Genomic DNA, 12603 nt, shown 5'->3' on the forward strand with positions numbered 1-12603 from the left:
GCATTCCAAAAAAACACAAACACATATAAAGAAGTTAAATAGGTCTTGTTAGGTTATTTAATACAAAAAGGAGATGGGGATCTCCTTTTTTTTGTTTACGTCAATAGTAAATTCTAAGATCAGGCTGGAAAGGAGTATACAAAAAATTATAAGATAGTAAAAAACGGATCAGATGCAAAAGTTGGGATAATATAAACTTACATCAATCTCTTTGACGCAAAGTGCTATTTTTATTACGTTTGATTTTAAGTGAACCAAGAATGAATCGATTAGAAATCGATTTTGATGAAGCTAACTTTATTCAGCGACAAAGTCGCCTTTCTTTGCTTTCTTACAATAGAACATCCAAATTATTATTCTTTTGCGTTAAATAAAAGGTCAAATAAAAATTACATATTTTATTTAATGCAGCATAGATTTCTGAATGTCCAAACGAGAGGTTTTAGATTTAATCCAATTTGCTTAGTCCACAAGTTTATAACATGATCCTAAAAAAACTATCACTTCTAACAGCCAGCGATTCCTTATCTTATTTTTTATCAAATGATAAATGATAAATCAATACAGTCCCCTAATTTTGTAAACAAAAAATGTCAGGGGAAAAAAAATTAAAGGTTCTGCTTAAAAATATGGAGCCTGTATTGAACTCAGGAGACTATGTTTTCTGTAGAGTTGAAAATTTTAAAAAGATTGCTGATCTTGATAAGGTTCTGTTTTTCTTTCGCGAAGCTGAAGCTGTTACCATAGTTTTAGAAAAAACATCAGCAGATGAATGGAACCTGGATTATACATATATTTCTTCCTGGATTACCCTGAATATTCACTCTTCACTGGAAGCGGTAGGGCTTACTGCAGCTTTTGCCAATGCTCTGAAACAGGAAAACATCAGTTGTAATGTAGTGGCTGCTTATTTTCATGATCACATTTTTGTGGCAAAACAAGACGCACAAAAAGCTATGGAAGCATTATACAATTTAAGTGAAGTGTAATATTTAAGTTCCTAAGTTTTTAAAGTGATAAAAAAGGTAATTAAGTTTCACTGTAGATCATATTTTTTTGACTCAAAGTCTTTAAGGTATAAGGCGGTTATATTTTGAGTGAGCAAAGATGTTTTTAGGTGTTTTGTAATCAAATGACAATGCAAATAATCAACAAACAGCTTATGCAAGGTAAGCTGTTTGTTATTTTTATGGAAAAAGTATCCGAACCTTATTCATTGAAATTGAGAATCTGATTCATTTCAGAAGCTATTTCTTCAGGATTGAGTATTCTTTCAAAATAAGTAATTTCAATCTTGGTTTTCTTCCAGAAAGAATAAACTAAAACACCGGTAACCCCTACATTTTCTATAGAGGAATCAGAATTTTTGACATCCGTTATTACTTTAAAGGCCGTTTCTCCTTTTTTGTATTCTGTTATCCGTATTTCACAGGTTAATAGCTTAAAAGCCTGTTCAATTCCCTTTTTTTAATTTCCATATTATTCACTGAAATGTTGGTGATCCAATGAAAATCCAACCGTCAATTCATTCGCATCCACAGATAGCCAGTAATTTGAATTTTCTATAGAAAGAAATGTTGTTCCATGCTCCTCTGAAACACTGATTTTTGAAGCTAATTTAGATTTTAGCAGTTCAAGAATTTCATTGAATTTCTTTTCATGGAGTTTCATTACGAGCTGAACGGTTTTGTCATAAGAAAATACAGAGATTAGCTGTTCATCAGGAATCTGAACTTATTTATATTTTTAAGGGCAATGCCGGTTCCACGGACAACAGCTCTTAGAGGATCTTCGGCAACACATACAGGGAGTCCTGTTTTTCTGTGTATTCTATCGGCCAGTCCATTCAGAAGAGCACCGCCTCCGGCAAGATAAATACCTGTTTTGTAGATATCTGCTGCAAGCTCAGGTGGCGTAAGGGAAAGCGTTTCCAAAACGGCATCCTCAATTCTCATCAGTGATTTATCCAGTGCTTTGAACACTTCCTTATAGTTGACCATGATTTCTTTCGGCTTACCTGTAATCAGATCTCTTCCCTGTACAGGAATATCTTCCAACGGATAGTCCAGTTCCTCCAGTGCCGAACCTATCTCAATTTTTATTCTTTCAGCAGTTCTTTCCCCAATATATAAATTGTACTGCGACCTTAGAAAATAAGCAATATCATTTGTAAATACATCGCCGGCAATTTTTAAGGATTTGTCACATACAATTCCTCCAAGTGCCACCACCGCTATTTCGGTAGTTCCGCCCCCTATATCAATAATCATATTTCCTTCAGGACTTTGAACATCAATTCCTGCTCCAATGGCGGCTGCCATGGGCTCATAGATCAGTTTTACTTCCTTGGCATTGACCTTTTGGGCAGAATCCTTAACAGCTCTTTTTTCAACCTCAGTAATCCCCGAAGGAATACATATTACAATTCTCAGGGCAGGCTGTATAAATCTCCCTCTGATCCCCGGAATCTGCTTGATAAACTCTTTAATCATATGCTCGGAAGCATGAAAGTCTGCAATGACTCCATCCTTTAAAGGACGTACTGTTTTAATATTTTCGTGGGTTTTACCCTGCATAAGTTTGGCTTGTTCTCCCACTGCAATTGGCTTTCCGGTTATACGGTCAATAGCAACAATGGAAGGCTGGTCGATGACGATCTTGTTATTATGTATGATCAGCGTATTAGCGGTCCCCAGATCTATTGCGATCTCCTGCGTAAACATATCAAATAACCCCATCTTTTCCTTATTTTATTAGACTGCAAAGTACGGCTTTCTCCATCGATATTAACGACAGCAAAATCCATAATGGAAGTTAAAATTGTGTTAATTACTGTAATCATCAGCATTTCTTTTAGGATAATATAATTCTTATCTGTTTTGCAAATAAAAGAACTGATGATTTTTGAAAGTTATTTAAGATAAATCCGCAAATTCATTTTTGAGTTAACATTGATTCCCTTAATTTTAGCTGGAATCCATTGATTATTTTCAATGATTTCTTTGGCTACTTTTACAAAGTTCTTTTCTGAGTTTTTATTGAAGTTTTGTTGTCTTGTTAAATAATCGAAGAATTGAACGTTGATGTCGGTTACCTTTGCTTTGCCATTTTTATCAACAGAAACATCTGCATAAACAGTTGCATTGGAATATTGATGGCTCTTAGATTTATAATTTTCAGCATATGTAATTTGCTTGTCAAAAGCTTCTTGAAGAGCACTATGATTTGATTCATTATAGTATTTGTCTCCGGGGAAAAGAGCACATTGGTCCCAGGCTCCATTCATTCCACCCATTTCAAAAGTTTTATGAATATTTTTTAAAACCCATAAACTATCCGCTTTATATAGTAGAGATTTAATGAATTTTTTACCATACTTTTCATTAATCTCTTCTTCCATAATTTCACAATAGCAATGGTATTTTAATTTTGAATCAATGATGCAGGATGAACTCTCGTTTCGGAATTCAATATAATATTTTTTTAGAAGATTTTTCATCTCACCCTCAGATCTTAAAGACTCCCATAGAATATTACCAGTATAATGGCAATATACCAGTTTGCTTTTTTTTAAATCGGTATTTGCTTCTTCAATTTCTTTTAAACATATGGTATCATTAGGATTTACTCTGCCTGTCCTTTTTTTCTCCTTATGACAGGCATGAAGAATAATGGTAAAAAGAATAAATAAATAAGATGAAAATTTCATTGTGAGAATCTATTAACCTTGGAGTAATTTACAAAAAAATAATCCAGAAATATCATAGAGCATAGCTTGGGCTTTTTAAGATGATCTTACTTTGTGTCTTCTTTTAATTCGTTTATAGTTTTTATTTTTTATTTCAGAGTTAATTTTTTGATACCTTTAAACTCAAACTATAAATACCATGACACTTCCCCAATACGATAATTTTCCAAACATAACCGGTGATAGGGTATCACTGCGGCAGGTTTTGGATACAGATCTCCCTGAGCTTATTGAAATTTCGTTCTATGATGCCATTCAGGCAGAAAGTATTGAGCAGGCAGCTGAAATGCAGACCAAAATCAATAGTGATTATACCAGTGGGGACTCCATTCATTGGGCTGTCGTGGATAACACTACTCATAAAATTGTGGGAACGTGTGGGTATTACAGAGGGTTTAAACAGGGAGAAGGCGAGCTGGGTTGTGTATTATTATCCCACTATAAAGGAAAAGGATATATGACGGAAGCCATGACATTAGCGATTGACTTTGGAATGAATACCATTGGGCTCAAACGCATTTGGGCAGCCACAAGTAAACAAAATACTAAAGCCATACAGCTCCTTGAGCGGTTAGACTTTAAGAAAATGGGAGAGCTTGATGATGAAATAGAATTTGAATTAAGTCTACAGAGATCATAAGCTCAGGCAGAAATTAAAAAAGAAAACATATAAAGAATTTATCTCACAACTAAATAATGTGGGTTGAGAATCCACTATTTGACAACCATTCTCTGACAGGAGGCCGAGAGAAATCAAAAAAAAGTCCGTTTTCACGAGTTGTGACACAGACTTTTTTTGAGTGAAAGCTTTAGCTAAATTTTTTAATTGCTTCTGCACTTACCGGAGTAAAGAAATTAATCAGATTTCCATCCGGATCAGAAAACAAAAGCGATCGGTTGCCCCACGGCATGGTGGTAGGTTCCTGTATGATATCGCGGGTTATACTTTTAACCCTTTCATATTCTTCATCTACATTATCTACCATGAATTCTATGATCGTGTTTTTGCCACCCGCTGGTTCGATGGAATTTTCACCAAATAGCTTCATGGTTCGCGTGCTTCCAATGGCTATAGTAATAGAATCACCAGATAGCTCTGCGAAATCTTCAGTATACCACTGAGCGGTTAATCCAATGGCTTTTTCGTAAAATGCTACGGTTTGTTGAATGTCTTTTGTAATCATTCTTAATGAAGTGAATTTCATAGTGTTTAAAATTGTATTGTTGGATAATTTTAAACAAAGATAGACCAGACTTATGACAACAGGGTGTCAGGAAGGTTTTTGATTTTTTTTGCGCCTTAGATTAAGCCTGAAAATTATTTTTTATGCTTTTCAATAGTCTCTGTTCTACGTCATTTTACCATTACAAACAGACTGTTTATTCTAAAAACCACAATTCAAAACTGCTTCCTTCCTCCAATATTTTATAATTAAGATAACCACCATGGGCTTCAATAATACTTTTTGCCAGGGTGAGCCCAATTCCCGAACCGTTGGCCCTGGTGGTGAAAAAGGGCAGGAAAATTTTGTCTTTGATCTCAGGAGTAATCCCGGAACCGTTATCGGTAATACTTACGATAATGCGGTTGTTTTGGGATTTTACAGTAGTTGTAATGAGTTTGTATTCCTTTTCAGAAACAGCATGAATAGCGTTGAGATAAAGGTTGATCAGACTTCGCTCAATCATTTTTTCATCAGCTGATACCCTATAATCTTCAATATCCACAATCATTTGGATATGATGTTTTTCAAATTCGGATTTCAAAAAGCAGGCTGCGGATTCAATAACTTTTTTCAGGGAAACAGGGGCAAGAACAGGTTTGGGTAATTCTGCAACCTGACGGTAATGGTCTACAAAACTCAAAAGCTGTTTGGATTTGGAATTGATAACCATCAGACTTTCTTTCATATCCTGTTGATCTTCATGATCGATGGTCTCCTGGTTGCTGATGTATTCCAGGTTCTGGATCAGGCTGTTCACGGGAGTCAGGGTATTGAGCAGTTCATGGGAAATCACTTTCATCAGGTTATTCCATGCCAGTTTCTCTTTTTGTTCAATAATTTTCTGAACAGATTCGAGAGTAATAATATAAAAGTTGTGCTGCGTGTTTTTTACCTGTTGGGTTCTGAGTGAAAAAGACTGCCTGGAATTGCTATGGATAGAAATATCGAAAAACTCCTGTGAACTTTGATAATTAGTGTCTTCAATAATTTTATAGAATTCCGGGACCTTTGATGCATACAGGTCCCAACGGTTGTATCTGGGAACCTGTAAAATACTGAGAAAGGCATTGTTCACATAAAATACTTCCCGGGTTTTATTTTCGGATAGGATGATCAGCCCTGTTTCCATTTGGTCCAGGATACTTTCATACAGCAATTTATAAGAGGATAAAGACAATTGTTCCTCTTTACTTTGGTAATACAGACGGATACTGCTGTCGAGAAGTGGACTTCCTTCTTCCTGAGGAAATAAAGAAAAGTCTTTATTCCTGATGGAGGAGATGACCTTTTCTACTTTTGAGTCCTGAGCAGCTAATGAAAAATACATCAAAGCCACAAAAACAATCATGAGCAGTATGAAAAGCATCATATTGAACCATTTTTCTTCCAAAAAGAAATGATAAGCGGTAATTCCACTTGTTATGGCAAGCAGATTGTACAGCAACCACAGGATATTATTTTTACTCATGAGTTTTTCCTATATTTTATTGATCATAAACTTAATGATACTTTTTAAACCTAATATACCGAAACTCTAATGTCTGATATCTGAAGTCTGGTGTCTATTATCTATTATTTAACTCATAATCCAAATTTCTCCATTCTCCTGTAGAGAGCCGCCCGTGAAAGGCCAAGGTCTGCTGCAGCTAAAGAAATATTTCCGGTATGTTTTTTCAGTGCCTTTCTGATGAGGACTTCCTCCATTTCTTCAATATTGAGATTGGTGATGGTACTGTCATATTCTTCCAGTTGAGGCACCAGTAACTGGAGCTTGCTGTCATTGGATAAAATAACACTTCTTTCCAAGCAATGATCCAGTTCCCGGATATTTCCCGGCCATGGAAAATGAGTAAGCCCCATCAGTAAATCATCTGTAAGTTCAAGATTAGGCTTGTGATACTTTTGTTTATAACGATCAAGAAAGTAGAGGCCCAGTAATCCAATATCCTCCTGTCTGTCCCGCAAAGCCGGAATCTGAATTTCAACAGTATTGATTCTGTAATATAAATCCTGTCTGAAACGATTTTCTGCAACGGCTTTTTTCAGGTTTTCATTGGTCGCAAAAATGAAGCGCACATCCAATACACGCTCTTTGGATTCCCCTAACCGGGATAGTTTCCTGTTTTGAATCAGACTTAACAATTTGGTCTGAAGATGGAGTGGCAGGTTTCCGATTTCATCCAGAAAAACAGTGCCATTCTGGGCATTTTCAATTTTTCCTGCATAATCCTGATGGGCATCGGTAAAGGCTCCTTTTTTATACCCAAACAGTTCAGATTCAAAAAGGCTTTCCGAAATGCTTCCCAGATCAATATGTACAAACGGCTGGTTTTTCCTTTCCGACTGTTCATGGATGGATTCTGCAAGGACATATTTTCCTGTTCCGTTTTCCCCTAATAACAATACGTTGGCATCGGTGGGAGCTACTTTTCTGATCTGCTCAAGAACTTCCTGCATTTTCGGGGAGTGGCTTTGCAGTTGATATTGGTTATTTTTCTGATGTACATTTTCCCATTGGCTGAGTTTTCTGTTTTTCCTTGAGATGTCTACCGCCAGATTCACCGAGGCATAGAGCTTTTCGTTGTTCCAGGGTTTCAGGATAAAATCTGATGCTCCATTTTTCAGAGCCTCTACAGCGAGCTCCACTTCACCATAAGCAGTCATCAGAATAATTGGAAGCTGAGGTTCCAGTGTTTTAATTTCCTTCATCCAGTAAAGGCCGTCCTGTCCGTTTTCAAAACCTTTTCTGAAATTCATATCCAATACCACGGAATCAACCTGATTTTCAGTCATAAATTTTAAAATTTCTGCCGGCTTGCTTAGGCAGCTTACTTCTGAAAAAAACTTTTTCAGCCAGACTCTTGCGGAGAACAGGATATCTTCATCGTCATCCACGATCAGAATATGAGCTTCTTTTTTACGCATGATAGTGTAATTTATTAAAAACGGATTCTTTATGATTAAAAAATGTTCATTTTCGTACAGAAAGTGTTCGATAATGAACAGTAATTTGTCTCTTATTACAAACTCTATTGCAGATTTTCAAGGACTTACAGACTTATATTTTTCTGGCATCTGCCTTGTGTAATCTATTGTAATAAAATGAGTTATCTTTAATATGGATACGAAAATAGTAAAAAAGAAATCGAAATTAAAATTTGTTTTTGGCGGACTGGTCATATTGGGGATGATAGGAGTCTGCAGTCTGTATTTTATCAGGCAGAAAAAAACATACAATGTTTCCGCTGAAGATATTCAGACTGATGCAGTTACCCAGGGGAAATTTGAAGATATGCTGATGGTAACGGCCCAAACCCATTCACTCAATTCTTCATTAGTCAATGTTTTGGAAGGCGGAGTGGTAAAAGAAATTTTTGCTGAAGATGGGCAGATTGCCACCAAAGGCCAACCTATTGCGAGAGTGTACAATCCCAATACGGAATTCAGTTATATGAATCAGGAAACGGGAATCATGCAACAGGTCAGCCAGATGAGAAGTACGCTTCTTGAACTGAAAAACCAGGAGCTCGCCCAGGATAAAGAGCTTTTACAAGCCCAGAATGATTATAATACGGCACTTCAGAGCTTTAATCTGCAAAAGAGACTCTATGACGCGGACATCGGAAAAAAAACAGATTACGACATCAGTATACAGAATCTGACCTACCAGAAACAGAGAAAATCAATTATTGAAAAGGGATTTTCTACAGAAAAGAGTTCAAGGAATGCTCAAATTTCTGCGATCAATACATCAATAGGACAGATGGAGAAAAGTCTTCAGGTTTTACGTTCCAATAAAAATAATTTTCTCATCATGGCCCCTGCTTCCGGAAGACTTTCATCATTTGCTATTTCATTGGGTGAAAACCTTATCAGTGGACGAAGTATCGGGAAGGTCGATTTAATGGATGGATATAAGCTGGTGGCTAAAGTAGATGAATATTACATCAATAAACTGCAGAATGGCATTAAAGGAATGCTGGATAATAATAATCAACCCTATGAAGTGGTGATCACTAAAATACTGCCGGAAGTAAAAGACGGCCAGTTTCTGGTGGAGCTGAATTTTACGGATAAAAAACCGGATAATCTGAAAATAGGGATGACCTTTGGATTGAAACTAAAGCTTTCAGCAGATACACAGAGTACAATGATCTCCAAGGGAAGCTTTTTCAAAGAAACGAATGGAAAATGGATCTTTGTAGTGAAAGGAAATAAAGCTGAAAAAAGAACGATCAGCCTTGGAAGAGAGAACCCACTATACTATGAGGTGGTATCGGGATTGAAGCCTGGAGAAACCATTATTACATCAGATTATTCAGATCTGAAAAAATATGAAATCCTTGATATTAAAAAGTAAAAAGATGAATATTTTTAACCTTTCATTAGCATCGCTTATAAAAAAATATAATCAACAGTAACAGCAAACATAATTATCATGATCAATATACACAATCTTTCAAAAATATACAGGGCAGAAGAGGTACAGACCCATGCCTTAAACAAGGTAAGCCTGAGCATCAAAGAAGGCGAATTCCTGGCCATTATGGGACCTTCCGGCTGTGGGAAGTCTACTTTTTTAAATATTCTCGGTCTTTTAGACAGTGCCTCGGCAGGCTCATATCAATTTGAAGAAAGAGAAATGATAGGGCTTAGTGAAAGAAAGAAATCGGATGTCCGTAAAAAAAATATAGGTTTTATTTTCCAGAATTTTAACCTGATCGATGAGCTGACTGTCTCTGAAAATATTGAGCTGCCCTTAATTTACAACGGAGTTTCTTCTGCAGAAAGAAAAAGAAAAGTAGAAGAAATTATGGAGAAAATTAATATTGCTCACCGTTCCAAGCATTACCCACAGCAGCTTTCCGGAGGACAGCAGCAAAGGGCAGCCGTAGCAAGAGCACTGGTTACAAAACCCAAACTGATCCTCGCTGATGAGCCCACCGGAAATCTGGACAGCTCCAACGGAAATGAGGTAATGAATCTTCTGGCAGAGCTTCACAGAGAAGGATCTACCATTGTTATGGTCACCCATTCTTCATATGATGCCGGTTTTGCTTCACGGATTATCAATATGAAGGACGGTGAAATCTTCAATGAGGAACATGCTTCCCAAAGAAAAGATGTTTTTGAAAAAGCAGATGCAGGTGCATTTGAATAAACCAGAAGTCTTTTGTCAAATATTATTAACTGTAATCCAATTATTATGCTTACCAACTGGCTCAAAATTGCCTTGATTAATTATAAAAAGAACAGACTGTCTACTTTTATCAATCTGTTTGGACTTACCATAGGACTCACCGGATTTATGCTGATCCTGATGCATTGGAACGATGAGGAATCCTATGAAAAATGGAATCCCAAAAAAGACCAGATCTTTGCTTTTCAAAGCCTGTACAAAAAAGATAATTTCTACGGAAATAATATTTCTTACCCTTTGGCTTATGAGGCATTTAAAAAGATTTCGGAAACGGAAGACTATGTTATTTTCAACGGTTCTGATATAGGAGTAAAAATGATAACCAAATATACCACTGCTTTTCAGCAGGGTGGTTTTACCTCATCGGAAAGTTTCTTTAATTTTTTTCCTTTTAAAATTATTTCAGGCCGGGCGAAAGATGCCTTAAAATCAGATGCTTCCATTGCCATTTCCAAGCAGGTGGCTATAAAATTATTTGGAACAGCTAATGCTGCCGGTGAATCCATAAAATTTGATGATAAAGATTATATGGTTACCGCTGTATATGAGCTCCCTGAAGGGAATAGTCAGATCAAACCGGAATTTATTTTCAAGCCTGTAGAGCAGTTTAAAAATGATAAAGAACAATGGAATAGTTTCAACTACGGATGCTTTTTTATGCTTAAAAAAGGAGGTGATCCTTCGGTTTTTGAAAATAAGTTTAAAGAAATTCTGGAACATAGAGCGGCTCGTTCTGCGAAAAATGCAGGAATGAGCGCCCAACAGTTTTTTGAGATGTATGGGCCTAACAGAGTATTTCTCGTTCCATTGGATCAGCTTAAACTTCATGCAAAAGCTTCATGGTTTGGAAATGGAGATTTCAGGACCATTATGATTTTGTTTTCCCTTTCTGTCCTGATTGTTACTTTATCAGCGATCAATTTTATCAATCTGAAAACGGCAGAAGCATCACAAAGAGGAAAAGAAGTGGGAGTAAGAAAAGCGATTGGAGGGACAAAGCTTTCTTTAATGCTTCAGTTCTTTTTAGAGACATTTATTATATGCCTGCTGTCTTATTTCCTGTCTTTGGCCCTTACAGAGCTTTTGCTTCCTTCTTTTAATAAATTTTTTAACAAGGAAATAGCGCTGAACGACTGGCATGTTTATGTGTATTCCTTAGCAATGGTCATGGCAGTCACCTTATTATCTGGGCTGGTTCCTGCTTTTTATCTTTCGAATTTTAAAGCAATTGAGACGCTCAAGGGTAATTTCTCCCGAAGCAAACACGGAGTCTGGCTTAGAAACGGAATTCTTACGCTACAGCTCGTTATTTCTTCATTTTTTATCATTGGAGGTTTAATTGTACATAGCCAGGTAAAGCATATGATGAATAAAGACCTTGGGTTTAACGGAAAACAGATCATGATGATTTACTGCAATGAGCTTACTCCTAAGTCATGGTTAAAATATGAACGTCTTAGAAATGAACTCACTAAAATTAACGGGGTAGAGGAGGTTTCTTATGGAGAAGCAGTGGTTGGGAGCGGACGGAGAAGCAGTTCAAATATCGATTATGAGCACCAGAGTATTGATGCCGAAACCGGTGCAATGGATTATAATTATCTTCAGTTTCTGGATGTTAAATTATTAAAAGGACGCTGGCTGGATCCGAATTTGGCTTCAGATACAATCAGTACTATTATTGTTAATGAAGCATTTGTTAAAAAATTTGGCTGGACAGATGAGCAGGTTTTTCAGCGTGAATTGCGTCCGGGGTTTGATGAAGGAAAGAAATATAAGGTCGTAGGAATTGTTAAGGATTTTAACCTTCGAAGCCTTCAATATAAGATAGAACCTATTATGTTTTTTCATTACAAACAATCTACCTCGAAGAGGCTTAATGTATACAATGTTCAGGTGAAAATAAAACCGGATGACATTGAGGGAACGGTTGAGAGGATTAAAAAATTCTGGCAGACTTCAGCAGAGCCGGGCTATCCTTTTGATTATTATTTTATCAATCAGAGATTTGCAAAAACTTTTGAAGTCTATCAAAAGCAGCAAACCTTATTTACCATTCTGAATGCTATGGTATTAATGGTGGCTTTACTGGGGCTCTTTGCGCTTTCCTCTTTGATGATAGAGCAGAAGTTGAAAGATGTAGCTATTAGAAAGACCTTGGGAGCCTCAGACCGTATTTTGGTTTTCGGACTCACCCGTCAGTTCCTTTGGATTGCTGTCATTGCTGTTTTGATCAGTATTCCGATCTGTTATTTTCTGATGAACGAATGGCTGAAAGATTTTGCCTATAGAATAGATATGCCGGTGTGGCCGTTTGTTGTCAGTTTCCTGGTTTTATTGGGGTTAACATTTGCTGTCGTAAGTATCAAAGCTTATAAAGCCACAAAAGTAGATCTCATCAAATATCTGAAGTATGAGTAAATGGAGTT

Annotated in this window: 11 protein-coding genes; 5 read left to right on the plus strand and 6 right to left on the minus strand. The window is 36.6% G+C overall.

Features of this window, described 5'->3' with window-relative positions; genetic code table 11:
* Positions 1-590 precede the first annotated feature (590 nt).
* Complete coding sequence (locus MP477_RS17065; RefSeq protein ID WP_257191320.1) at positions 591-989, plus strand: ACT domain-containing protein; 399 nt, start codon at positions 591-593, stop codon at positions 987-989.
* 490 nt (positions 990-1479) lie between these two features.
* Here MP477_RS17065 and MP477_RS17070 read toward each other — a convergent pair whose 3' ends face one another.
* From MP477_RS17070 to MP477_RS17080, 3 genes are all read right to left on the minus strand, one after another.
* A complete protein-coding gene (locus tag MP477_RS17070; RefSeq protein WP_257191321.1) occupies positions 1480-1671 on the minus strand; it encodes a hypothetical protein in 192 nt (63 codons plus the stop codon).
* A 38-nt stretch (positions 1672-1709) separates the two neighbouring features.
* Complete coding sequence (locus MP477_RS17075; protein WP_230038394.1) at positions 1710-2738, minus strand: rod shape-determining protein; 1029 nt, start codon at positions 2736-2738, stop codon at positions 1710-1712.
* Positions 2739-2911: 173 nt separating this feature from the next.
* Positions 2912-3400 (minus strand): hypothetical protein, encoded by a 489-nt coding sequence (locus MP477_RS17080; RefSeq protein ID WP_257191322.1) that lies wholly within the window; start codon positions 3398-3400, stop codon positions 2912-2914.
* 487 nt (positions 3401-3887) lie between these two features.
* Here MP477_RS17080 and MP477_RS17085 point away from each other — a divergent pair, with 487 nt between their 5' ends.
* Entirely contained in the window at positions 3888-4388 is a 501-nt protein-coding gene (locus tag MP477_RS17085) for a GNAT family N-acetyltransferase (RefSeq protein ID WP_257191323.1), read from the plus strand.
* Between the two features lie 169 nt (positions 4389-4557).
* Here the strand turns inward: MP477_RS17085 and MP477_RS17090 are convergent, their stop codons facing one another.
* The 3 genes from MP477_RS17090 to MP477_RS17100 all read right to left on the minus strand — a co-directional run bounded on the left by MP477_RS17090 (position 4558) and on the right by MP477_RS17100 (position 7899).
* The gene (locus MP477_RS17090) at positions 4558-4953 is read right to left on the minus strand and encodes a VOC family protein (RefSeq protein ID WP_230038397.1); all 396 of its coding nucleotides are present in this window, start codon (positions 4951-4953) and stop codon (positions 4558-4560) included.
* 175 nt (positions 4954-5128) lie between these two features.
* Positions 5129-6442, minus strand: a complete 1314-nt coding sequence (locus MP477_RS17095) for a PAS domain-containing sensor histidine kinase (RefSeq protein WP_257191324.1) — start codon at positions 6440-6442, stop codon at positions 5129-5131.
* A 113-nt stretch (positions 6443-6555) separates the two neighbouring features.
* A complete protein-coding gene (locus MP477_RS17100; protein ID WP_230038401.1) occupies positions 6556-7899 on the minus strand; it encodes a sigma-54 dependent transcriptional regulator in 1344 nt (447 codons plus the stop codon).
* 193 nt (positions 7900-8092) lie between these two features.
* Here MP477_RS17100 and MP477_RS17105 point away from each other — a divergent pair, with 193 nt between their 5' ends.
* The 3 genes from MP477_RS17105 to MP477_RS17115 all read left to right on the plus strand — a co-directional run bounded on the left by MP477_RS17105 (position 8093) and on the right by MP477_RS17115 (position 12595).
* Positions 8093-9334 carry an efflux RND transporter periplasmic adaptor subunit gene (locus MP477_RS17105; RefSeq protein ID WP_257191325.1) on the plus strand — a complete coding sequence of 414 codons (1242 nt, stop codon included), beginning with the start codon at positions 8093-8095 and terminating at the stop codon, positions 9332-9334.
* Positions 9335-9412: 78 nt separating this feature from the next.
* Complete coding sequence (locus MP477_RS17110; protein ID WP_257191326.1) at positions 9413-10135, plus strand: ABC transporter ATP-binding protein; 723 nt, start codon at positions 9413-9415, stop codon at positions 10133-10135.
* Positions 10136-10147: 12 nt separating this feature from the next.
* Positions 10148-12595 (plus strand): ABC transporter permease, encoded by a 2448-nt coding sequence (locus MP477_RS17115; RefSeq protein ID WP_257191327.1) that lies wholly within the window; start codon positions 10148-10150, stop codon positions 12593-12595.
* Positions 12596-12603 lie beyond the last annotated feature (8 nt).

The organism is Chryseobacterium sp. WG23, from assembly GCF_024586575.1.
GTDB lineage: Bacteria > Bacteroidota > Bacteroidia > Flavobacteriales > Weeksellaceae > Chryseobacterium.